The organism is Microbacterium sp. NPDC087868, assembly GCF_044900755.1.
Lineage (GTDB): Bacteria > Actinomycetota > Actinomycetes > Actinomycetales > Microbacteriaceae > Microbacterium > Microbacterium galbinum.
Genome location: NZ_JBJDNO010000003.1, coordinates 256,608 through 279,115 on the forward strand (window position 1 = coordinate 256,608; position 22,508 = coordinate 279,115).

Here is a 22,508-nt window from a genome sequence, read left to right on the forward strand (position 1 = left end):
CGCAGCTCACGGCACCCGGGTCAGCGCCACCAGGTGTCGTCGGGCGTCACGGGGAGGTTGCGCTTGTGCTGGGTCGCGAGGTAGCGCGCTTCGATCCGGCCGGCCACGTCGGAGTCCACCGGGCGCCCCTCGAGGAAGTCGTCGATCTGCTCGTAGGTGAGTCCGAGCTCGTCCTCGTCGGCGCGTCCGGGTTGTCCGTCGAGCAGATCCGCCGTCGGCACCTTGAACGCGAGCCGGTCGGGGGCGCCGAGGAACTGCAGCAGCGCGCGACCCTGTCTCTTCGAGAGGCCGGAGAGCGGCAGGATGTCGGCGGCCCCGTCACCGAACTTCGTGTAGAAGCCGGTCACGGCCTCGGCGGCGTGATCGGTGCCGATGACGAGGGCGCCCTCGTGCCCGGCCAGCGCGTACTGCGTGACCATGCGCACCCGTGCCTTGATGTTGCCCCGGTTGAAATCGCTGATGTCGCTGGTCACGGCGAACTCGATGTCCTCTTCGACGCCGTCGACGCCGTTCTGGATGTTGACCTCGACGGAGCTGTCGGCGGCGATGAAGGCGAGTGCCGCCTCGGCATCCGCTGCGTCGTGCTGCACCCGGTACGGAAGGCGCACGGCCAGGAAACGGGCTTCTCCGCCTTCGGCACGCACGCGCTCGACCGCGAGCTGTGCGAGGCGACCGGCGAGCGTCGAGTCCTGACCACCCGAGATTCCGAGCACGTAGCCTCGGGCGCCGGTGGTGCGGAGGTAGTCGGCGAGGAACTGCACCCGCCGTTCGACCTCGGACTCGGGATCGATCTCGGCGCGAACACCGAGGGCATCGGAGATCTGCTTCTGCAGGGACACGGCTTCCTCCACTCTTCCTCCTCCCAGTATCTCCCGGTCCTGTTACGGAGGGATGACGCATCGCGCATGCCCCGCGGCTTCGCGTCGCCCGCCGGCACCTGGCAGGATGGCGAGGTGAAACTTCTCGTCGCCGCCATGGCATCCGAACTCGAAGCGTTCCCCGCGAACCTCGAAGGATTCGATCAGCTCGTCACCGGCGAGGGCAAGATGCAGGCGACGTACGCCCTCACACGCGCGCTCGACGCGAAGCCCTACGACGAGGTCGTCGTCGTCGGCACGGCGGGTGGGATCGATCCGGATCTCGACGCGAGCGTCCACGAGATCGGGAGCGCCCTGCAGCACGACGTGTTCGATCTCGACGGCATCGCGGGCCAGCACGTCTCACTTCCGGCGCGCGTGTCGACGGGTCGCGACGGCGTGCTGATCGCGACCGGCGACAGCTTCGTGGGCGATGCCGGCATCACGGCGGTCATCCGCCCGTCCGGCGCCGGACTCGTCGATATGGAGACCTACGCGTACATCTGGGTCGCCGAGAAGTTCGGGGTGCCTATCCGGGCGTTCCGCGCGATCTCGGATCGCGCGGAGGAGGGCGCGCTGGTCGATTTCCGGGCGGCGATCGCCCGGTGCAGCGTCCAGCTGCGCGAGGTCATCCGGCAGGAGTACGGCGTCTGAGCGGCGCCGCCGTCCGCGCATGTGCGCGGATACCGCGTCCGCACGTCTGAGCGGATGTCGCGTCAGCGCGTCTCGATGACGCTGGGCCCGGCACTCGTCGCACGTACGCGGAGCTGCGCCGGGAACTGATCCTGCATCGCCTCGACGTGACTGATCACGCCGACGGTTCGACCGCCCTGCCGCAGTTCGTCGAGCGTGCGCATCGCGACGTCGAGGGTGTCGGCGTCGAGAGACCCGAAGCCCTCGTCGATGAAGAGCGTGTCGAGACGGATGCCGCCGGCCCGGGCGGTGACCACCTCCGCGAGTCCGAGCGCGAGTGCGAGGGAACTCAGGAAGGTCTCGCCGCCCGAGAGCGACTGCGCGGGACGTGTCTGCCCGGTGAAGGCGTCGTGGACGACGATGCCGAGCCCCGATGCGGCGCCGCGTGCGGCGAGGGCGTCGGAGTGCCGGAGCTGGTAGCGGCCCGTGGACATGTCGCCCAGCCGACGGTTGGCCGCCTCGACGATCTCCTCGAGCTCGGCGGCGAGCACGAAGGTCTCGAGCGTCATCTTTCGTGTGTTCGGGCCCCGACCGGCGATCGAATCGGCGAGGTTCTGCAGCACGGCGTGCTCGGCCATCTCCTCGGCGCTGCGACCGTGCTCGTCTGCGGCGGCCGCGGTGAGCGACGTCAGCCGTTCGAGCACACCCGCTGCGGCTCCGGCGGCGGAGACTGCGGTGATCCAGCCGGCCCGGGCGTCGGCGGCGGATGCTTCGAACGGCGCGATGTCGATCGGTTCGTCGGGGAGCGCACGCATCTCGAGCGGCAGGAGGATGCTCTTCTCCTTCTCGCGGCTCACGGCGTGCCGGGTGATCTTCTCCTCGAGTGCGTCGCACTCGCGCGGCGAGCGCAGAGCCGCGCGGGCGTCGTCGATCGTCTCGAAGGGCGAGTCGGTGAGTGCGCTCCGTCGAGCCGCCTCGGCCTCGGCGCGAGCGAGCTCCCGCTGTTCGAGGTCGCGGAGCGCGGAGGCGAGCGCCGTTGCAGCGGCGATGCCGTCGCTGTTGATCGCGATGCGCGATGCGACCGAAGGGAATTCACCTCGCGCTTCGACGATGCGCGCTTCGGCTTCTCGGGCGCTCTGCTCCTGGGCGGCGAGCGTCTCGCGTGCCGCCCCCACTGCCGCCTCCGCGGCGGCGCGCTCGTCGTCGAGGGCCTCCGCTCGCGCGGAGATCGCGGAGATGGCGGCGTCATGGGTGGCGAGAGCACTCTGCGCATCGATCGAGGATCGCCGCTCGGTCTCGAGCGCCTCGAGTTCGGCCAGCGCCGTCTCTGCGGTACGACCCTCAGCGGCGGCCTCCGCTCCGGCGATCTTCTCGCGGAGCGACACGTGATGCTCGGAGGCGGCACGTTCCCGTCGAGCAGCCAGGTCACGCACGGCCTCCGCGGCCTCGACGTCGTCTGCCGACACCGGGTCGGCGTGCACGGCGGGAGCCGGATGCTCGCGCGACCCGCACACGGGGCACGGTTCCTGAGCCGTGAGAGTGGATGCGAGTTCTCCCGCGAAGCCGTCGAGGCGCCGTCGACGCAGGAGCGCGAGCGCGGTCTGAGCCGTCGCCACCTCGTCGGTCGCCTCCGCGAGCGCACGCTCGGCCGCGGCGCTCTCCTCCCGCAGCTCTTCGCGACGGCGCACGGCCTCCGCGCGGGTGATCGCCTGGTCGCGCCGTCGGGTGAGGTCGTCGAGACGGTCAGCGGTGCGCCTCGCTTCGTCGCGGGCGTGGGTTTCCCTGGCGAGCTCGGCGGGCAGGTCGCCCTGCTCCCGGACGAGCTCGGCGACGCGTGCGGCGGCCTCACTCGCCGCGGCACGCGCGCGTTCGATCTCCGCGTTGCGGGAAGCGGAACCCTCCTCGAGCAGAGCGGCCTGCTCCCATGCGCCACGCTCGCTCAGACGCTCGGCAACCCAGTCGTTCAGCAGGTCGACGGTGGGGGCGTCGAGACCCGCATCGACGGCGCCCCACTCGTCTTCCGCGATCCGCGCCGACTCCGCCGCGGACTCCGCGGCGCGTGCGGCCCGTTCGGCGGCATCGATCACTGCGCGGAGGGCCTCGGCGCTGCGCGCGGACGCGAGCGCGACCCGATCCTCGTCGATCTGCGGCTGCTCGGCGTCCAGTATCGCGAGCGCGGCACGCGAACGGTCGCGTTCGCTCTGCGCCGCACGTTCCTCACGAACCTCGGCGAGTCGGGCATCCGCCGCCGCGAGTGCGCGCTCGGCATCGTCGCGTTCGGCACGGCGGCGCTCGCTGCGATACGCGGCTCGCGCCTCGGCGCGGCGAAGATCGTCGAGGCGTCCGCCCGTGTCGGCGGCGGGCACGTCCCGCGACGCCGCGGCTCCGGGTGTCGGCCCACCGCCGGAAGCGCCGGCGGACTCGGAAGCGAACGGCTCATCCGCCGCCGCAGCGCCTCCGGACGCCGCGGACTCGCCGGACGCCGCGGACTCTCCGGACGCCTCGGACTCCGCGGTGTGCGCGCGCTCATCCGCTCCCAGCGCCTCCCGAGAGACGAGCGCCTCGGCCTCGTCGAGCCGCGCTCCGATCGTCGCCAGACGCAGGTCGAGTGCGCGTTCCGACGCTCGACGCCGCTCATCGAATCGCGTTTGCACGTCGTCGAACCGCTCGGTGCCGAACAGCCGGCGGAGAAGTGCCTGGCGGTCCTTGCTGTTGGCGAGCAGGAACTCCGAGAAGCGGTTCTGGGCGAGGAGGATCACCTGCAGGAACTGCTCGCGGCTCAGTTGGAGGATCTCGTCGAGCTCGTGAGCGACGACGACGGCGCGGGCGGCTCGCCCGATCCATCCCGACTCCGTGTGCTCTTCGAGAGCCACCGCCGGTGCCTGTTTGGTCAAACCGCCCCCGCGCTTGGCCGGGCGCAGGTACTCGGGCGAACGAGTGACCCGATAGCGACCCGCCGGGGTGCTGAACTCGATCGAGACCTCGGAGATGTCATCGGGCTCGCAGTAGTCGCTGCGCAGCCGCTTCTCGCCGCCTTCGTAACGCGGCACTCCGCCGTAGAGCCCGAAGCACACGGCATCGAGGATGCTCGACTTCCCCGCACCCGTGCGACCGGCGATCAAGAAGATGCCGTCGTCGGCGAACGAGTCGAAGTCGACGACCTGGCGCGAGCGGAACGGACCGAATCCCTCGGCCTCCAGGCGGTGCAGGCGCATCTAGACGAGCGCCTCTGCGCGCACCCGGTCGTCGAGCACCTCACGGATGAGCTCGATCTCACGCGCCGTGGGCCCGTGGCCCTCGCGGACGTGCTCGAGGAAGGCGGCGATGCGTTCGTCGTCGCTCACGGCCTCGCGCAGACGCGCCGCGTACGACCCTTCACCGCTCTCGACCGTCGTCGCCGGCAGGTGCTGCACCAGTGCGCAGAACGGAAAGCGCTCACGGAGGCGGCGCATCGGCTCGGTCTGCGGAAGCGCGTCGGTGTAGGTCGCGCACACCCAATCCTCGGCGTGAGCCGCGACGTTGTCGTCGGAGAGGATCTCGTCGAGGGTGCCCGTCAGAGTGACGAGCCGGCGCGGAACCGGGAGGTCGAGCCACTCGACACCCGCGAGCCCGCTCTCTCCGATCTCGACGAGCCAGGAGCCGCGCGGCTTGCTCTGCTCGCCGAAGCTGTAGTGCAGCGGCGCTCCGGCATAGCGCACGCGGTCGCTCAGGCGGTTGCGGCCGTGGATGTGCCCGAGAGCGACGTAATCGGGGCCGTCGAACACCTCGAGCGGCACGACGTCGAGCCCGCCCTGGCGCACCTCCCGCTCGAGCCCCGTCGTCGCATCCACTCCGGCGGCGAAGCAGTGGGCGATCGCGACCGAGCGCCCGCCGTGACGCGCCATGCCCTCGCGGACGAGATGCATGGCATGCGCCATCGTCTGCGCCTGGGTGCGCAGGGGACGCCCCTCGGCATCGCCCTCGGGCCAGTGCTGGCGCACGATCGCGGGCTCGAGGTAGGGGATCCCGTAGAAGTTCACCGGACCGTCGACATCGTGAATCGTCACCGGCGTGCCGATCGCCAGCGGATCGGTGAGCACGTGGATGCCCTCGCGCAGCAGCCGGGCCTGGAAACCGAGTCGGGCCGCCGAGTCGTGGTTGCCGCTCGTCACGACGACGCTCGCCCCCGTGTCGTGCAGCGCGACCAGCGCATCGCCGAGCAGGGTGTAGGCGGGACCCGATGGCGTCGCGGAGTCGAAGACATCGCCCGCCACGACCACGACGTCGACCGCGTGCTCCCTCACCTGCGCCGTGAGCGCTCCGAGCACCTCGGCCAGCGCGTCCATGGTCGAGTTGCCATGGAAGGTGCGGCCGATGTGCCAGTCGGAGGTGTGCAGGATGCGCATAATCACACGGTACGAAGGGCCACCGACATTCCGTCCGAGGCGTGCCGCAGCAGCCGTTCCCCGGCGGCGGATCGACGGGGCCGATCGTCAATCCGCCGCCCGACGGGCGACCGGCTCCGCTCAGTGCGCGGAGGGGACGGCCTCTCCGAGCGACGGCAGCAGCTCGCTCTTCGATCCGCGAACCATGGTCGCCGCGATCACCGAGGCGGCGACCATGAAGATCGATGCGGCGATGAACGTCCAGCCGTAGGCATCCGTGAGCCGCTCCGGACCGACCTCTGTCTGCGCGTGTCCACCGACCGCGGCCGCGTAGACCGCCGTGAACACCGACAGCCCGATCGATCCGCCGATCTGCATCGCCGAGTTCGCGACCGCCGACGCCACCCCGGCGTCGTGCGGCGCGACCCCCGAGAGCGCCAGGTTCTGCAGAGGGATGAACACGAAGCCCATCCCGATCCCCAGCAGCACCAGCGCCGGGGCGATCTGAACGACGTACGCACCGTCCGGTGTGATTCCCGAGAGCGTGAACAGGCCGACCGCAGCGATCAGCGGGCCGACCACGAGCATCGGGCGCGGGCCGATCACGGGCAGCAGCTTGGTCGCGATCGGCGCGAGCACCATGGTCGCGATCGGGAGCGGGAGGCTCGCGAGCCCGGCCTGGAGCGCTCCCATGCCGAGAACGAACTGCAGGTGGAACGTCAGGTACACGGTCGCGCCGATCATGATCGCGCCGGCGACACCCTGGATGAGGAACGCGCCGCCGCGCACGCGGTCGGCGACCACACGCAACGGGAGCAGCGGGTGCGCGGCCCGACTCTCGACCCAGACGAAGAGTCCGAGGAGCACGCCGCCGAGCACGAGGAAGCCGATCGTCAGGGGCTGCGCCCACCCGCCCTCGGCGAGGCTGAACCCGTATACGAGGGACCCGAGTCCGAGGGTGACGCTCAGGGCACCCGCGATGTCGAGGCGCTTGCTGCCCTCGGCCGCGCTCTCGGTCAGCACGATCGCCCCACCGGCCACGCCGATCACGACGAAGACGAGGTTGACGAGCAGGCACCAACGCCAGTCGGCGAATTCGGTCAGGACGCCGCCGAGCAGCATGCCGATGGCCGCGCCGGTGCCGGCGACCGTGCCGAACACGGCGAAGGCGGTGTTGCGCTCCCGTCCAGTCGGGAACGTCACGGTCAACAACGCCAGGGCCGCCGGCGCGAGGAGGGCGGCGAACACGCCCTGCAGGCCTCGCGCGAGGACCAGCTCCCAGCCCTGCTGGGCGAGACCGCCGTAGAGGGAGGCGGCTCCGAAGCCGAGCATGCCGATCAGGAACGCCCGCTTGCGTCCGATGAAATCGGCGATCCGGCCGCCCAGGAGCAGGAGCGCTCCGAAGGCGAGGGCATAGGCCGTCACGACCCACTGGCGCTGCACGTCGCTGAGATCGAGAGCGGCCTGAGCACGAGGCAGGGCGATGTTGACGATGGTGCCGTCGAGGACGACGACCAGTTGGGTCAACGAGAGGACGACGAGCGCCCACCATCGGGTCTGAGGGCGGGCGCGCAGGGATGACGACATGGAAAAACCTCCGGTGTCTGGTGAAGGATGCCGGAGGTTTCGAGCCTCGGACCAGCGCGCCGCGGGCGCCTGACCACCTCAGCCGACGGGGCTGAGCAGAGCTCGACTATAACAAGTCGATCGAGAGGTTCGTAAGCGGAAGGTCCCCTGACCCACCCTCGTCACGACGATCGGCACGCGGTGATGCGAGATGCGCGGTGCGCGATCACCTGTGCGGCGTGCGGGGCTGCGCGATGCGAGATCAGGGCTGCCCTCCGCCCACAGGTGCCGGGACTTGCCCCTCCCGGCGGGGGTTGTGCCCGCCTCGTCGTGACTACCGACTTCCGCTACTCCTCCAGATCGTTCGTCCAGTTCGCCTGCTGGATCCGGTTGTCGAGTTCGCGCAGCTCCTGCGCGACCCGATCCGCGTTCGCCCGCAGCTCCGCCACGGGGAGCGCCGAGATCTGTCGCAGCTCCGAACGCATCTGCCGGGGGAACTGCGTGTTGCCGGATGCCGATGCCGCGGCATCCGTCAGCAGCGAATGCCGGAGCCGCAGCACGTCCCGCGTCGCGAGCGCGTCGGTCATCGTGCCGTCGGTGCCCAGATCGAGCCGTGCATTCGTGGCGTTGATCCGGCGGATCAGATCGCGCAGCCGTGCAAGATCGGTTTCGGCGTCGACCAGCAGCGCGTTCGCGTCCTCGGAGGGCTCCTCCCCCTCCTGGAAACGGGCGTTCGCTGTGATCCGCGCGCGAAGCTGTTCGATCCGGCGCTGCAGATCGGCCCGTGCGGTGAGTGCCTCGGCGAGTTTCATACGCCCCATCCTTCCAAATCGACGTCGTAACACAACGTCACGGACGAGGCGGTCACCGTGAGCGCAGCAACGACGCCTTCTCGGGGTGCGCCGAGAACCAGTCGGCGACGTACCAGCAGACCGCGTCGACCTTGCGGTCACCCCGCTCCTCGATCTCGGCGACCGCGCCCTCGACGACTGTCCCGGCATAGCCGTGGCCGCGGAAAGTCGGGATCGTGAAGGCCCGAGTGAGCGCGATGGTGCGACCGTCGTCGCGGTAGTCGAGCACGCTCACGAGCTGCCCGTCGCGGGTCAGCGTGTAGCGGGAGGCGTCCTTCTCGTCGGTGAGGATGAAGCCGGAGGCGAGCGTCGATTTCGTCATCGGAACCACGTTACGCCCGCCGCGCGATCGTGTGGTCGTTTTGACACGGGCCGACACGATCGGACATAATCCCCCCATGACCACCAACGCACGCCCTTTGTCCGCCCAGGAGGCGAACGGGACTGCCGGGATGATGATGCCCGGTCGCGTTGGCATGTGTTGCCGAATGTGCAGCTGAACGAACAGCCACCCGCCCGACCCCGTCCCTCGCGATCTTCGAGGCAGGGGTCCCCGAGCATCCACCCTTTGCTCGCTTCCCGGCTCGCCCCGGTCATTCATGCAACGCATCAGAGCCCATCGGCTCACGTCCTGAGGACTTCATCATCATGTCGAACATCGCACTTCTCGAGCGTCCCGCCACCGCCCCGCTGCGCACCGTTCCCGCACGCACCGAGGCAGACGCACCGTTGAACACCGCCGCCGATCTTCCCGCCGCCCGTTCGCCGCGCGGCTTCGCCCTCTACGTCGGTCTCGACGAGATCAAGGCCGCCGAGGCCGGCGTGAGCCTTCCGCTGCTCGTCGACGCCCTCCGCCGCACGCTCGCCGAACTCGCCCCCGGCGCCGAGACGCACGCCACGGTGGCCCTCGCCCCGCACGGCTCCGGCGGCAAGGACCTCGACGTGGTGCGTCTCGCCCTGCACGAGCCCGGCGCGATCGCCCGTACCAAGGCCGCGACCGAGGACGACGCTGTCGACGAAGAGGGCGGCGTGACGGTCGACATCTCGCGCAAGCGCGTGCTCATCGACGGCGAGTCCGCGGCGTTCACCTACAAGGAGTTCGAGCTGCTGCAGTACCTCGTGCTCCGCGAGGGCCGCACGATCGAGCGCTCGGAACTGGTCTCGGCCCTGTGGCAGGCCCAGGACGACGAGACGCCCGGTGAGCGCACGATCGACGTGCACGTTCGCCGACTGCGCGCCAAGCTCGGCCGCTACGAGGACATCGTCCGCACCGTGCGCGGCATCGGCTACCGCTTCGATCGCCACGCCGATGTCGTCATCCGCTACGGACACGGCACCCCCTCGCCCGACCGCTTCTGACCCGCGCACCCATCGCTCTGTCGGACGCCCGACGTAGGGTGGGCGCATGACGATGACAGCGGATGCCGATGCGGCCGAGGCCGCGCGCGCTCCGCACGAGATCGTGTACCGACCGGAGCATCCGCTCGACCTGCTGCGGACCGTGGGGATGCTGCGTCGCGGGCGGAACGACCCCACGACCGTCATCGACGGCGGCGTCATCTGGCGCGCTCTGCGCACCCCCTCCGGCATCGCGACGATCGCACTCCGCGCCTCTTCGGGAGAGGTGCGGGCGACCGCCTGGGGCCCGGGGGCCGGCGATGCTCTCGACCGGGTCCCCCGGCTCTGCGGGGCCGACGACGACGCAGAGGGCTTCGATCCGACCCGGCATCCGCTGATCGCCGATGCCGCCCACCGTCACCCCGGTCTGCGGCTCACGCGTACCGACGAGGTGTTCGACGCGCTCGCGTGCGCGATCATCGAGCAGAAGGTCACGGGCATGCAAGCCTTCGGGGCCTGGCGTTACCTCGTCACCCGCTACGGCGAGCGCGCCCCCGGCCCGGCCCCGCGGCCGATGCACGCCGCTCCCCCGCATTCCGTCTGGCGCACGATCCCGTCGTGGATCTGGCAGCGCGCCGGCGTCGAGCCGCCGCAGTCGAAGACGCTCGTGCGCGCGGCGCAGCGCGGCGACAGCATCGAACGCGCCACGCGCGCCGCAGAGACCGGCGTCGACCGCGACCGCGTGCTCACCAGCCTGCCCGGGATCGGCCTCTGGACCTCGGCCGAGACGCGCATCCGCGCGCTCGGAGATGCGGATGCCGTGAGCGTCGGCGACTATCACCTGGCGCACCAGGTCGGTTATGCACTGACCGGCACGCGCACGGACGACGACGGGATGCTCGCGCTCCTCGCCCCGTGGGCGGGCCATCGGCAGCGGGTGCTCCGCCTCATCCACGCCAGCGGCGTGCAGGAGCCGCGCCGAGGTCCGCGCCTCGCGCCCGAGGACCACCGCGCCCGCTAGCCCTAGGCTGTGACCATGAACCCGTCTCGTCGTCGACTCGCGCTCCGCCTGATCGTCACCGTCGGCCTGCTGGTACTGGGCGTGGTGATCGGCCTGATCTTCCAGAACGTCTGGCTCGGCGTGCTGCTCGCCGCCATCGTCTGGATCGGGTGGTTCCTCGGCTACGAGTCGCGGCGCGGGCACAACGCCGGCGTCAACGACGAGGACCATGGCATCGAGCTCTGATGCCCCTCCTCGATCATCTCGGCATCACGGTCGCCGACCTCGAACGCGGGCGCGCCCAGTTCGCCCCTGTGCTCGCCGCGCTCGGCTTCGCGATCGGTCACGGCGACGACCACTCGCTCTCCTGGAACAAGGATGACGAGACCGAGCTGATCCTCATGGCACCGCGCGACGACGACCCCGAACCGCACCGTCACGGACGCGTCGGCTGGCAGCACCTGGCGTTCGCCGTCGGCTCCCGCGAGGACGTCGAGCGACTGCACGCCATCGCGGTCACCGCCGGCTGGACACCCGTGCGCGAGCCCAAGGAGTACCCGCGCTTCACCGAGCGGTACTACGCCTCGTTCGTCGAGGACGACGGCGGCATCCGCATCGAATTCATGCACAACCCTCCGCGCGACGTTTGACACCCGAGATCAGACGACCGGCGACGCCTCGACCTCGGCGGGACGATCCGTGAACGCCGTCTTCGGCACGAAGACGAGAGTGACGGCCGCCACCAGGGCAGTGACGCCGCACACGATCCACACGGTGAAGTACCCGGCGAGCGACCCGGCGGTGCCCTCGGCCGCCGCACCGGCCGATTCGGCCACGCCGTTCAACAGCGCGATGCCGAACACGCACGACGCGATCGCCCCGCCCACGGTCTTGACCGAGTTCGTCAGGCCGGTCGCCACGCCCGTCTGCGTGGCGGGCGCACCGGATGCCGCCGCCGCGGGAAGCGCAGCCACGAGCGCTCCGGAGCCGAGCCCGGCGATCACCATGTTCGTCACGACCTGCGCGTAGGTGTCGTGGAACGGCAGGAACAGCAGGAACCCGATCCCGACCAGGAGCGACGCGCCCATCAGCGTGAGCCGGGGCGTGGTGCGACGGGCGACCATCGGGAACAGGAGCGCGCCGGCGATCATCGCGATGAGATAGAGCCCGATGATGAGCGAGGTCTGGAAGCCGGAGGTGCCCAGCCCGTAGCCGTGCACACCCGGGTCCGTGCGCGCGAAGGTCGACAGCGGAGCCTGCGCGCCGAGCACGCTGACGCCGAAGAGACCGGCGGTGAGGAACACCGGGCCGAGGGCCGGTGAGCGGAACATGCGCACGTCGATCAGCGGATCGTCGCGGCGGAGCTCCCAGAGCACGAACGGCACGACCAGCACGATCCCGAGCAGCACCACCGCCCACGACCACGGGTTCACGAGGCCGCCCTCGAGGCGCAGCAGGCTGAGTCCACCGGTGAAGCACACGAGGGCGAGCGAGATGAGGATGAGCCCGACCGTGTCGAACGCACCGCCCGTGGGGTCGGGCGACTCCTTCACCCCGAACAGGATGACGAAGAAGCAGAAGACGATGAGGATCGCCGGCACGAGGAGCACGACCGTCAGCGGCAGCACGTCGACGAGTGCACCTCCGGCGAGCGCCCCGAGGATCGCTCCCCCCTCGAGGGCGGCGACGAGGAGACCGGCGGCCTTCGCCGTGATCGTGGAGCGCCCCTCCATCCGGCGCGACCGCGACCAGATCAGGGCGATCTCGAGCGGGAGCCAGACGACGTAGAAGCCCATGAGCGTCCACGCGACGAGGAAGACCCAGAACGAGTCGGTGAACGGCAGCACGAGTGCTGCCGCGGCGGTGAGGGCCGTCGAGATCAACAGCATCCGCTTGTGGCCGACCATGTCGCCGAGCTTCGCGAAGGCGGGCACCACCAGGGCCGACAGCATGAGCTGCGTGCCCTCGAGCCAGTTCACGTCGGCGTCGTGGATGCCGAGGTGCCGGGCGATGTCGGTGAGCATCGGGGTGTAGTACCCCTGCAGCACGCCGCTGGTGAACTCGACGAACGCGAGGTAGCCGACGACGGCGGCCAGGGTGCCCAGTGTGCGCGTGCGCGTCATCGCGACTCCTGCTTCTCGTGGGGCCCCCGGACCCATCGAGGGGCGACTGAGATCACACTAGCCGTTCGAGGAGAGCGCGATGGAACCGCTCTCCCCGCGCGAGGGCGGCGATCTCGACGTTCTCGTCGACGCCGTGGATCGATGCCCGCTGGGCGTTCGACATCTCGAGGGGAGCGAAGCGGTACACCGCAGGGGCGAAGCGATGGAAGTGCCGGGAATCCGTCGCCGCCATCATCACGTACGGCACGGCCGGCACGCCCGGGTGCGAAATCTCGAGCGCCTCGGCGAGCAGCGCGAACTGCGCGTTCTCGGTCGACGATTCGGGCGACGGTTCGCTCGCCTCGACGACCTCGACCTTCACGAGCGGGTCGCGCACGCGCCGACGCACGCGCAGCACCGTCTGCTGCGTCGTCTCTCCGAGCGCGATGCGCAGGTTGACGGTGGCGGATGCCTGCGACGGGAGCACGTTCGCCGCGGTCCCGCCCGACTGCATCGTCGGCGCGACGGTCGTGCGCACGAGCGCCGCCGGCTCTCCCCCGAGCGCGGCGAAGACCCGCGCCGTGAGCAGCGGCGCGGAGGCGAGCACCCGGAGCAGGTGCCGCGCCGATCCGGGCGTCTGATCGGCGAGGCGCGACAGCATCCGAAGGATCGCCGTCGACGCCCGCGGCCGGAACGTCGTGGGGCCCAGCCGATCGACCGCGCGCGCGATGCGCCGCACCGCCGTGAGGGTCGGCGGGGCGGAGGCATGACCGCCGTCCCCGCGGGCCGAGAGCCGCACGGTCATCACGCCCTTCTCGCCGACGCCGATCATCGCCGCACGCCCGGGTACGAACGGCAGGGGTGCATCGACGACCGCTCCTCCCTCGTCGACGACGAGCCAGGGAACGATGCCGCGGTCGCGAAGCACCGCGGCGATCTCCTGCGCCGCGTGCCCGTAGGTCTCCTCGTTGCCACCGAACGACAGGTAGACATCGCGCGCAGGGACGAAGCCGTCGGCGAGCAGGTTCTCGACGGCTTCGAGCACGACGATCAACGGCCCCTTGTCGTCGAGCGCGCCCCGCCCGTACACGATGCCATCGGCGATCACACCGGCGAAGGGAGGATGCGTCCAGGCATCGCTCTCGTCGACCGGGACGACGTCGTAGTGAGCCATCAGCACGACCGGCCCATCGGATGCCTCGGCCCTCCCGCGCCAGTGGAAGAGGAGCCCGAAATCGGTGTGGCGCTCGAGCGCGAGGCTCTCGTGCGTCAACGGGTACAGCTCGGCGATCAGGGCGACGAAGGCGTCGAACGGCTCCCGTCCGCGCTCATCGAGCTCGGCCGAGACGGTCGGCAGCTGGATCATCCGCGAGAGGCGTTCATCGATGCCGGGGCGCACGGTGGGGGTCACGTTCGCCATCGTATCGACCGTGTCCGCCTCCGCAGGAGCGAGGAGGAGAATGGAGGGGTGAGCCTCTTCGCCTTCGCCCCCTCCCGTGGACCGCGTTGGCCCCTCGCCCTCCAGGCCGCGATCGGCATCGCGGCACCGATCGCCGTGCTGACCGTCCTCGGCCAGGCACCGCTCGGTTATATCGCCGCCTCCGGCGCCTTCACGGTGCTCTACGCGGGCTCCGCCCCGGTGGTCGATCGTGCGCGGGTGCTACCGATCATCGCCGTCTCGCTGCTCCTGAGCGCCGCCCTCGGCATCCTCGTCGCGGGGAACACCCTCGTGGTGAGCATCGGTGTCGTGGTGGTCGCGACCGTGAGCGCGGCTCTCGCGTTCGGCTTCCGGCTCGGCCCTCCCGGCCCCCTGTTCTTCGTGCTGGTCTACGGCCTGTCCGCCCACGTCGTCGCCTCCGGAACGATCGACCCGTTCGTCTATCTCGCAGCCCTCACCGGCGGTTGCCTGTTCTCGTACCTCGTCGCCCTCGCGCCGCTCGCGCTCCCCCGCATCCGGCGGATCCGGGCGCGCCCGCTGCGGGAGATCCTGCCCGGGCCGGCCTGGAACGCGGATTCCCGGATGCTCCTGCTCCGCGTCGTGATCGTCGCGATCGTGGGCGTGCTGCTCGGCCTCGTGATCGATCCCGATCGCACCTACTGGATCGTCGGTTCGGCCGTCGCCGTGATCGGTGTGGCCGCCGCACGACGCGCCGCCTTCCAGCGCGGGCTGCATCGGATGCTCGGCACCGTGGTCGGTGCCGGCCTCTACATCCTGCTCGCGCTGCTGCACCCGGCCGGCATCTGGCTGGCTCTGCTACTGGGGCTGCTGCAGTTCTCGATCGAGCTCGTCGTGGTGCGCCACTACGCCCTCGCCCTCGTGTTCATCACCCCGCTCGTGCTGCTGCTGACGGGCGCGGCGACCGGAAGCATCGGGTCGCTCGACGTCGCGGGCGAGCGGATCGTCGACACGATCGTCGGCGCGGTGCTCGGCGCCGCCTCGGGTGTGCTGCATCCGCGGGCGGAGGCGAGGGATGCGTGAGGGCGCGCTTCCCCTCCACCGATGACGACCTGAGCGAGTTTTCCACCGATCGTGCTGAGCGGTCTGAACAACCGTGCGAGCCTTGGCAGGATGGACGCGACGACGCACACGAGGGGGATGATCGCCATGACCGAGCCACAGATCTGGACGATGATCGGCGCATTCGCTGCGCTGATGTTCGGCATGATGACACGCAACTTCGGCCTGGACAGGGAGTGACCGACGTGATCCGGGACGGCTCGATCGACGAGTACCACGCACGCCTCGCTCCGGCCGACCGCGAGATCGCCGACCTGCTCGCCGCGGAGATCGAGCGCGGTCTTCCCGCGGCGACCGGCAAGGTCTGGCACGCGCATCCCGTCTGGTTCCTCGACGGCAATCCGATCGTCGGCTACAGCAGGCTGAAGGACGGGATGCGGCTGATGTTCTGGAGCGGGCAGTCGTTCGCGGCACCGGGTCTTGAGGCATCCGGGTCGTTCCAGGCCGCCGATGTGCTCTTCGTCGCGGCCGACGACGTCGACACCGACGCGGTCGCCGCCTGGCTCGCCGAGTCGCGCGCGATCCAGTGGGACTACGAGAACATCCGCAGGAATCGCGGCCTCGTCAAACGCACCGCGTTCTGAGCGGCGCCTCGCGACCGAGTCCTGGCGGCGGGAACACGAACCTGCGCTCGGCGGTTGCATCGGTGGAGGCATCCGCCGAGAGGAGACGCACATGGAGCTGACGCTCGTGACATCGGCGTTCTGCGGTGCGTGCGCGCGCACTCGCGCCGTCCTCGCCGACGCCGTGCGGTTCCTGCCGGATGCGACCGTGACCGAGATCGACGTGGCACGCGATCCCGACGCGGCGGAGTCCCTCGACATCCGCTTCACCCCGACGGTCATCATCCGCGCGGCGAACGGCGAGACGGTCTTCCGCGCGGAGGGCGTGCCGACCGTCCCGCAGGTGCTCACCGCCGCGGTTCGCGCTCTCCCCGCCTGAACCGGGACGCGCTCGCCGACCTCTCTTGTGCGCGGTGACGGACCGACGCAGACTGATCGTGCCTCGAACCCGGGGCATCCCTCTCACCAGGAGCAGTCATGGCGAATCTCAACCCGTACCTGTCGTTCCGCACCGACGCCCGCCAGGCGATGGAGTTCTATCAGCGCGTGCTCGGCGGAGACCTCGACATCAGCGTGTTCGGGGACTTCCCCGACATGGTGCAGGATCCGAGTCAGAAGGACCTGGTCATGCACGCGCAGCTCACCACGCCCGACGGCCTGGTGCTCATGGCGTCCGACACCCCCGACGGGATGCCCTACGAGAAGCCCGCCGGGATCTCGGTCTCACTCAGCGGCAACACGCAGGCGCGCACCCAGGAGGTCTGGGACAAGCTCGCCGAGGGCGCGACGATCACCATGCCGCTCGACGTTCCGCCGTGGGGCGGAACGTTCGGGATGCTCGTCGACCGGTTCGGCATCGACTGGATGCTGCACGGCGACCCCGAGGAGTGACGCGCGTCAACGCAGGGCGTGCGCCTCGATGAACGCGCGCAGCGCGTGCTCGTCGTCGGCCATCTCGGTGACGTGCTGGGGGGCGCCGAGCATCTCGCGGAGTTCCTTCGAGTAATCGAGCTCGACACCGATAGCCTCGTTGATGGTCTCGGCGAACTTGTGCGGCTTCGCGGTCTCGAGAACGAGCATGGGCACGCCCTCCTCCACGTACTGACGCGCAACCTTCACTCCGTCGGCCGTGTGCGGGTCGATGATCTCCTCGGTCGAGGCGTACACCGAACGGATGGTCTCGAGCCGGTCGGCGTGCGTCGACGTGCCGCTGACGATCCCGTACTCGAGCGCGAAGCGCGGCTGATCGCCGGCGAAGTCGAAGTAGCCCTGCTCATCGAGGTCGCGCCAAGCGCCGACGACGCGCTCGGGGTCACGGCCCACGAGCTCGAAGATGAAGCGCTCGAGGTTCGATGCCTTCGAGATGTCCATCGACGGGCTCGACGTCGCGAGCGTCTGCGCCGCGTTGCGCGGCCGGTAGACACCCGTGCGGAAGAACTCGTCGAGCACGTTGTTCTCGTTGGCGGCGAGCACGAGGCGGCGGATCGGCAGCCCCATCTGCTTCGCGAAGAAACCGGAGAGGATGTTGCCGAAGTTGCCCGACGGAACGGTGAACGACACCTCGGTCGGGCCGTCGGCATCCGTCGCCCGCAGCCACGCCCAGAAGTAGTACACGACCTGTGCGGTGATGCGCGCGAGGTTGATCGAGTTCACGGCGCCGAGGTTCTGCGCCCGCTTGAAGTCGAGGTCTCCGGCGAGGTGCTTGACGAGGTTCTGGCAGTCGTCGAACACGCCCTCGACGGCGATGTTGTGCACGTTGTCGTCGTCGAGCGAGAACATCTGCGCCCGCTGGAAGGCGCTCATGCGGCCCTGCGGCGAGAGCATGAAGACCGAGACGCGCTCCTTGCCGCGCAGCGCGTGCTCGGCGGCGGATCCGGTGTCGCCCGAGGTCGCTCCGAGGATGTTGAGCACGGATCCCTTGCGCTCCAGCGCGTACTCGAGCACCTGCCCGAGGAACTGCATCGCCATGTCCTTGAAGGCGAGCGTGGGGCCCTCCGAAAGGCCGACGAGCGTGAGACCGTCGCCGATCGAGCGCAGCGGCACCACGTTGCCCGGGAACGGCGCGTAGGCCGCCTCGGTCATCCGGGCCAGGTCTTCGCGCGGGATGTCGGTGGCGAAGAGGCCGAGCACCTCGGTCGCGAGCTGCGGGTAGGTCAGTGCCCGCCAGCGCTCGAGCGTCTCGGTGTCGACGGTCGGCATCTCGGCCGGGACGGCGAGCCCCCCGTCGGGCGCGAGGCCCTCCAACAGCGTCTCGCTGAACGGCTGCGGCTGCATGCCACCGCGGGTGGAGATGAACTGCACGTTGGCTCCTCGGTTCGGGACTTCGGCACGTCCATTCTCGCAGGACGTCGGGCGCGTCGATGACGCGATGACGGATGCCGCCGCCGGCGCCTCCGAAACGATCCGTCAGAACAGCGACGCGGGCAGCGCACCCTCGTGCTCGAGCAGCCAGCGCTTGGTCTCGAGACCGTGGCCGGGGACGCCGCCCGAGTACCCTCCGAGACCGTCGCCCGCGACGACGCGATGGCACGGGACGATGAGGGGCACCGGATTGGCGCCCATGATCGATCCGATCCCCCGGGCGGGGACCTCGGTGCCGCTCCGGGCCGCGAGGCCGCCGTAGGTGAGGGTCTCGCCGTGGCCGACGGTCTCGTGCAGCACCGTCAGCACGGCCCGTGTCGCGACGGTCTGCTCGCCGAGATCGATCGGCAGGTCGAACCGCGTCAGTCGACCGGCGAAGTACGCGTCCACCTGCCCGAGGGCTTCGCTCAGCAGCGGATCCGGGCCGAGGTCGGCCCCGGCCGGGGCCTCGGTGATCCACGTCACGCGCGTGACGGCCGAGCCGTCAGTGACCACGCCGATGACTCCCACCGGCGTCGGCAGCGTTCCGAACCACGACATGCCCCGGGCTCCCTCCGGCCGCAGCCCCGCAGAGGATCAGACGAGTTCGGAGACGAGGGTCTCGATCCGCGCGCGGATCTCATCCCGGATCGGGCGCACCGCGTCGATCCCCTGCCCGGCCGGGTCGTCGAGCGTCCAGTCCTCGTAGCGCTTGCCGGGGAAGAACGGGCAGGCGTCGCCGCATCCCATGGTGATGACGACATCCGATGCCTGGACGGCCTCGGTCGTGAGCACCTTCGGCTGCTCGGCGGTGATGTCGATGCCGAGTTCGCTCATCGCCTCGACCGCGACCGGGTTGATCGCGTCGGCGGGCATCGATCCGGCCGAGCGCACCTCGATGCGGTCTCCCGCGATCTCCCGCAGGAATCCTGCGGCCATCTGCGAGCGGCCGGCGTTGTGCACGCACACGAACAGGACCGAGGGCTTAGCGGCAGCGGAGGTCATGATGCCAGGATAGGCGGCTCAGATCCACCCGCGCTCCTCGGCGAGGAGAACCGCCTGCTGGCGGGTCGCGACCGAGAGCTTGCCGAGGATCGCCGAGACGTGATTGCGCACGGTTCCCGGGGCGAGCGAGAGGATGCGGGCGATCTGCCCGGTCGTCTCGCCGCGCCGCCCCGCACGCAGCACGTCGAGCTCGCGATCGGTCAGCGGCGAGCGCTCGTCGCTGAGGGCATCGGCGGCGATCTCCGGATCGACGTACTTGCCGCCGGCCGCGACCTTGCGGATGACCGCGGCGACCTCGTTCGCTCCGCGGGACTTGGGGAGGAAGCCCGACACCCCCGATGCCAGCGCACGACGCAGCACACCCGGCCGCGCGTGGCGGGTGACGACGACGCAGCGGGTCGCGATGGCGCGGTTCAACCGCTCGGCGACCTGCACACCATCGAGGCCCGGCATCTCGAGGTCGAGCAGGCACACGTCGGGCTCGAGGCGCAGCGCCTCGGCCACCGCTTCGTCGCCGTCACCGCACTCCGCCACCACATCGATGTCGTCTTCCAGCCGCAGCAACGCGGCGAGCGCCGACCGGATCATGCCCTCGTCGTCGGCCAGCAGCACGCGGATCATCGCGCGTCCTCCGCGGGGACGGTCGCGGTGACGACGAACTCCCCGCCGTCGTCGCGCACGTCCAGCGCTCCGCCGACCTCGGCGAGACGGCGGCGGATGCCGTCGAGGCCCGAGCCATCGGCATCCGATTCCTCACCCTCCGCACGGTCGTTCGCGATCGTGTAGCGCCAGTGCGAGCCGTCTCGAGCGAGGGTGAGCCGTGCCCGCGCGCCGCCGCCGTGGCGCAGGGCGTTCGTGGTCGTCTCGCGGATCACCGGCCCGAGGGCGGATGCCGGCGCGGATGCCGCGTCCGGAGCGATGCGCGCTTCGACCTCGAGGCCCGCGGCGGTGAGCAGGTCGCGGGCGTTGGCGAGTTCGTCGCCCAGCGGCACCGAGCGGAAGCGGGTGGCGAGGTCGCGCGTGCCCTGCCTTGCGTCGTCGACGCTGGAGCGCGCCGCGCGGAGCTGCTCCATGCCGGCATCCGCGTCGACGGGCATGAGTCGCTCGGCGAGTTCGAGCTGCAACGCGATCACCTGCAGATGGTGCCCCTGCAGATCGTGCACGTCGGTGGCGACGCGCAGACGCTCCTGGGTGGCCGCGAGCCTGACCTCGGAGGCTCTGGCGCGGTCGAGCGTGTTCAGCACATCCCACCACCACAGCGTGCTCACCGTCATGATCGGCAGGAGCGCGGTGTAGAAGATCGGCATCCACCACACGGCTGCCGCCTCGTCGTGCGCATCGATGAATCCGAGCGCCCCCATGACCAGCACCGCCGCGATGGTCACGCGGTACCGCACACCGGCCGGCCAGTTCAGCAGCGCGAGCGACTGGACGATGGGCATGAGCGCGAGCTGCCAACTGCCCAGCGCGATGCCCGCGACGACGCCGAACGCCACCGCGACGGTCATCGGCAGGAGGATGCTCCGCCATGCGACGCCGGGCTCGGCATCGACGCGGTGCCGGTAGTCGCGCAGCAGGAGAGCGGTGGACGCCCACCAGATCAGGCCGCCGATGGCCACGATCATGCCGGGCACGATGCTCTCGGGCTCGGCGAACGCGAGCACCGTCCAGAAGAACACCAGCATGAGTTCGAGGAACAGCACACCCGACACCGTGTACCACCAGGTGGCGATGATGCCGCGCGCGAGTTGGCGGGCTCCGGGTGTCGAGGGGGTGCTCACCCCACCACCCTAGAGCCGTGACAGTTGTCACCCCTCGGTCGTGCGGAGCGCGTGCATTCCGGTGACACCGCGGCACTGCCGGGATCGGACCCCAGCGGGTGAACTGGATGCATCGCAACGGAGAGACCGTTGCCGCACAGACCCGGAGGACACCATGAACCTCATCGAGACCTTCCAGAACCTGGTCGCCCAGGTGCCCGAGCTCGTTCAGCCGCTCATCGTCGCCCTCGCGGGTGCCGTCCCGTTCATCGAGGGAGAGGGCGCCGCCTCGATCGGCATCATCGGCGGCATCCATCCCGTCGTCGCCGCCATCGCGGGCATCGTCGGCAACTTCCTCTGCGTGCTGGTGCTCGTGCTCGCCAGTTCCGGCGCACGGCAGGCGATCGTGCAGCGCAACCGCTCCCGTCAGCTCGTCGCGGCCGGCGGCGACGCAGCGGCGATCGAGACGCCGGAGGCGGCGAGCCCGCGCAAGCAGAAGTTCCAGAACGCTCTCGAGCGCTACGGCGTTCCCGGGGTGAGCCTGCTCGGCCCGCTGCTGCTGCCGACGCAGTTCACGGCGACGATGCTCGCCGCGACCGGCGTGAGCAAGACGCGGATCCTCTTCTGGCAGGGACTCGCGATCGTCGCCTGGACCACGCTCCTGACGATCATCGTCGGCGGCGCCGTGCACGTGATCGCCTGACGCGAGATCCCCGGAGGGAGATGAGGGGCGGCATGTGGGGACCGCCGCCCCTCGGGTGTGGTGCCCGAAGCACCGACGTGATCGGGGAGATCACTTGAGGGCCCTGGGGAGGGCCCGTCGAGTACAACGAGGGGCGTCGGAGAATCTGACGCCCCTCGTTCATGGCGTTTCGGTGACCTGACAGAATGGACGCGTGCACCCGTCCAGAAGACCCGCCGTCCTGCGCGGGTTCGCGGCATCCGCCGTGGCGATCTTCGTCGCACTGGCCGGGCACGTCACCGCCGGCGGGGCGATGCCGGGGCCGCTCGGAATCCTCGTGCCGTGGGTGCTCTCGTTCATGGTGTGCGTGCTCCTCGCCGGCCGCCGGCTCTCGGTCATCCGGTTGAGCATCTCGGTGGCGGTCAGCCAGTTCCTCTTCCACACGCTCTTCGTGCTCGGCACGATCACGCCGTCGGGCGTCGTCGCCCCGCACGTGCACGGTGCCCAGCTGGTGCTCCCGGCCGCGGGCGCGATCCCGGATGCCGTCGTCGCCGACGGCACCATGTGGATCGGACACGTGGTCGCCGCCGCCCTCACGATCGCCGCTCTGCACCGCGGTGAAAGGCTGCTCCTCGGTCTGCGCGATCTCGCGCAGCAGAGCATCCGCTGGGTGCGGCGCCGCGTCACCTCGGCGGCCTTCGTGGCACCCGCGCGCCCGCTCGCGGCGCCTCCCGTCTTCTCCTCCCCCGTCGCCCTGCGCGATGCCCTGCTGCTGTCGACCCTGCGCGGTCGAGCACCACCTCTCTCCCCCGCGATCTGATCCGCGCCTGCGGCCTCTATGCCGTCAGGCGATCACGCCTGCGCCGGCACGCTGCCGCGCGGGCATCCGAACGCACATGCGGCGTCGGCTTCCCGGCGCCCGTTGAGAG

The 22,508-nt window shown here is 70.3% G+C and carries 25 protein-coding genes; 12 read left to right on the plus strand and 13 right to left on the minus strand.

The features are described from left to right. Positions 1-20: 20 nt before the first annotated feature. Entirely contained in the window at positions 21-839 is an 819-nt protein-coding gene (nadE, locus tag ACI2JZ_RS11405; protein ID WP_247632817.1) for an ammonia-dependent NAD(+) synthetase, read from the minus strand. Positions 840-953: 114 nt separating this feature from the next. Between nadE and ACI2JZ_RS11410 the strand changes: the two genes are divergently transcribed. Beyond that, positions 954-1,511, plus strand: coding sequence for a nucleoside phosphorylase (locus ACI2JZ_RS11410; protein ID WP_404597564.1), 558 nt, complete (start codon positions 954-956; stop codon positions 1,509-1,511). A 62-nt stretch (positions 1,512-1,573) separates the two neighbouring features. Here ACI2JZ_RS11410 and ACI2JZ_RS11415 read toward each other — a convergent pair whose 3' ends face one another. From ACI2JZ_RS11415 to ACI2JZ_RS11435, 5 genes are all read right to left on the minus strand, one after another. Beyond that, positions 1,574-4,705 (minus strand): AAA family ATPase, encoded by a 3,132-nt coding sequence (locus ACI2JZ_RS11415; protein ID WP_404597565.1) that lies wholly within the window; start codon positions 4,703-4,705, stop codon positions 1,574-1,576. After that, entirely contained in the window at positions 4,706-5,875 is a 1,170-nt protein-coding gene (locus ACI2JZ_RS11420; RefSeq protein WP_404597566.1) for an exonuclease SbcCD subunit D, read from the minus strand. It lies immediately after the preceding gene. Between the two features lie 120 nt (positions 5,876-5,995). Beyond that, positions 5,996-7,441 (minus strand): MFS transporter, encoded by a 1,446-nt coding sequence (locus ACI2JZ_RS11425; RefSeq protein WP_404597567.1) that lies wholly within the window; start codon positions 7,439-7,441, stop codon positions 5,996-5,998. Positions 7,442-7,767: 326 nt separating this feature from the next. Beyond that, positions 7,768-8,232 carry a DIP1984 family protein gene (locus ACI2JZ_RS11430; protein WP_404597568.1) on the minus strand — a complete coding sequence of 155 codons (465 nt, stop codon included), beginning with the start codon at positions 8,230-8,232 and terminating at the stop codon, positions 7,768-7,770. A gap of 52 nt (positions 8,233-8,284) precedes the next feature. Then, a complete protein-coding gene (locus ACI2JZ_RS11435) occupies positions 8,285-8,593 on the minus strand; it encodes a GNAT family N-acetyltransferase (RefSeq protein WP_247623279.1) in 309 nt (102 codons plus the stop codon). Between the two features lie 326 nt (positions 8,594-8,919). Here ACI2JZ_RS11435 and ACI2JZ_RS11440 point away from each other — a divergent pair, with 326 nt between their 5' ends. Genes ACI2JZ_RS11440 through ACI2JZ_RS11455 form a run of 4 tightly spaced genes read left to right on the plus strand, consistent with a single transcriptional unit; the run spans position 8,920 to position 11,259 of the window. Continuing rightward, complete coding sequence (locus ACI2JZ_RS11440; RefSeq protein ID WP_404597569.1) at positions 8,920-9,630, plus strand: winged helix-turn-helix domain-containing protein; 711 nt, start codon at positions 8,920-8,922, stop codon at positions 9,628-9,630. Positions 9,631-9,676: 46 nt separating this feature from the next. Continuing rightward, the gene (locus ACI2JZ_RS11445; RefSeq protein WP_404597570.1) at positions 9,677-10,630 is read left to right on the plus strand and encodes a DNA-3-methyladenine glycosylase family protein; all 954 of its coding nucleotides are present in this window, start codon (positions 9,677-9,679) and stop codon (positions 10,628-10,630) included. Positions 10,631-10,645: 15 nt separating this feature from the next. Continuing rightward, on the plus strand, positions 10,646-10,855 hold the full coding sequence (locus ACI2JZ_RS11450) for a hypothetical protein (protein ID WP_247623282.1): 210 nt from the start codon (positions 10,646-10,648) through the stop codon (positions 10,853-10,855). Continuing rightward, the gene (locus tag ACI2JZ_RS11455; protein ID WP_247632824.1) at positions 10,855-11,259 is read left to right on the plus strand and encodes a VOC family protein; all 405 of its coding nucleotides are present in this window, start codon (positions 10,855-10,857) and stop codon (positions 11,257-11,259) included. Before ACI2JZ_RS11450 ends, ACI2JZ_RS11455 begins: the two co-directional genes overlap by 1 nt. 9 nt (positions 11,260-11,268) lie before the next feature. On the opposite strand, the gene ACI2JZ_RS11460 is transcribed toward ACI2JZ_RS11455, so the two are convergent. Both ACI2JZ_RS11460 and ACI2JZ_RS11465 read right to left on the minus strand, forming a co-directional pair. Continuing rightward, a complete protein-coding gene (locus tag ACI2JZ_RS11460) occupies positions 11,269-12,732 on the minus strand; it encodes an MFS transporter (protein ID WP_404597571.1) in 1,464 nt (487 codons plus the stop codon). A gap of 52 nt (positions 12,733-12,784) precedes the next feature. Next, positions 12,785-14,131 (minus strand): M20/M25/M40 family metallo-hydrolase, encoded by a 1,347-nt coding sequence (locus ACI2JZ_RS11465; protein ID WP_404597572.1) that lies wholly within the window; start codon positions 14,129-14,131, stop codon positions 12,785-12,787. Between the two features lie 48 nt (positions 14,132-14,179). Here ACI2JZ_RS11465 and ACI2JZ_RS11470 point away from each other — a divergent pair, with 48 nt between their 5' ends. The 5 genes from ACI2JZ_RS11470 to ACI2JZ_RS11490 all read left to right on the plus strand — a co-directional run bounded on the left by ACI2JZ_RS11470 (position 14,180) and on the right by ACI2JZ_RS11490 (position 16,683). Then, positions 14,180-15,190 carry an FUSC family protein gene (locus tag ACI2JZ_RS11470; protein WP_404597573.1) on the plus strand — a complete coding sequence of 337 codons (1,011 nt, stop codon included), beginning with the start codon at positions 14,180-14,182 and terminating at the stop codon, positions 15,188-15,190. A 90-nt stretch (positions 15,191-15,280) separates the two neighbouring features. Then, a complete protein-coding gene (locus tag ACI2JZ_RS11475; protein ID WP_404597574.1) occupies positions 15,281-15,409 on the plus strand; it encodes a hypothetical protein in 129 nt (42 codons plus the stop codon). Then, positions 15,406-15,813, plus strand: a complete 408-nt coding sequence (locus ACI2JZ_RS11480) for a hypothetical protein (RefSeq protein ID WP_404597575.1) — start codon at positions 15,406-15,408, stop codon at positions 15,811-15,813. Before ACI2JZ_RS11475 ends, ACI2JZ_RS11480 begins: the two co-directional genes overlap by 4 nt. A 91-nt stretch (positions 15,814-15,904) precedes the next feature. After that, positions 15,905-16,171 carry a thioredoxin family protein gene (locus tag ACI2JZ_RS11485; RefSeq protein ID WP_247623288.1) on the plus strand — a complete coding sequence of 89 codons (267 nt, stop codon included), beginning with the start codon at positions 15,905-15,907 and terminating at the stop codon, positions 16,169-16,171. A gap of 98 nt (positions 16,172-16,269) precedes the next feature. Next, positions 16,270-16,683, plus strand: coding sequence for a VOC family protein (locus ACI2JZ_RS11490; protein WP_404597576.1), 414 nt, complete (start codon positions 16,270-16,272; stop codon positions 16,681-16,683). Positions 16,684-16,689: 6 nt separating this feature from the next. Here the strand turns inward: ACI2JZ_RS11490 and thrC are convergent, their stop codons facing one another. From thrC to ACI2JZ_RS11515, 5 genes are all read right to left on the minus strand, one after another. Next, the gene (thrC, locus tag ACI2JZ_RS11495; protein WP_247955651.1) at positions 16,690-18,093 is read right to left on the minus strand and encodes a threonine synthase; all 1,404 of its coding nucleotides are present in this window, start codon (positions 18,091-18,093) and stop codon (positions 16,690-16,692) included. Between the two features lie 105 nt (positions 18,094-18,198). After that, the gene (locus tag ACI2JZ_RS11500; RefSeq protein ID WP_404597577.1) at positions 18,199-18,693 is read right to left on the minus strand and encodes a methylated-DNA--[protein]-cysteine S-methyltransferase; all 495 of its coding nucleotides are present in this window, start codon (positions 18,691-18,693) and stop codon (positions 18,199-18,201) included. Between the two features lie 36 nt (positions 18,694-18,729). Further along, positions 18,730-19,137, minus strand: a complete 408-nt coding sequence (locus ACI2JZ_RS11505; RefSeq protein WP_247632831.1) for an arsenate reductase ArsC — start codon at positions 19,135-19,137, stop codon at positions 18,730-18,732. Positions 19,138-19,155: 18 nt separating this feature from the next. After that, on the minus strand, positions 19,156-19,758 hold the full coding sequence (locus ACI2JZ_RS11510; RefSeq protein ID WP_336640923.1) for a response regulator transcription factor: 603 nt from the start codon (positions 19,756-19,758) through the stop codon (positions 19,156-19,158). Next, entirely contained in the window at positions 19,755-20,918 is a 1,164-nt protein-coding gene (locus ACI2JZ_RS11515) for a sensor histidine kinase (protein WP_404597578.1), read from the minus strand. Before ACI2JZ_RS11515 ends, ACI2JZ_RS11510 begins: the two co-directional genes overlap by 4 nt. A gap of 154 nt (positions 20,919-21,072) precedes the next feature. Between ACI2JZ_RS11515 and ACI2JZ_RS11520 the strand changes: the two genes are divergently transcribed. Both ACI2JZ_RS11520 and ACI2JZ_RS11525 read left to right on the plus strand, forming a co-directional pair. After that, positions 21,073-21,600: a small multidrug efflux protein gene (locus ACI2JZ_RS11520; RefSeq protein ID WP_247623295.1), complete on the plus strand. Its 528-nt coding sequence runs from the start codon at positions 21,073-21,075 to the stop codon at positions 21,598-21,600. A 193-nt stretch (positions 21,601-21,793) separates the two neighbouring features. After that, positions 21,794-22,399: a hypothetical protein gene (locus tag ACI2JZ_RS11525; RefSeq protein ID WP_404597579.1), complete on the plus strand. Its 606-nt coding sequence runs from the start codon at positions 21,794-21,796 to the stop codon at positions 22,397-22,399. Positions 22,400-22,508 lie beyond the last annotated feature (109 nt).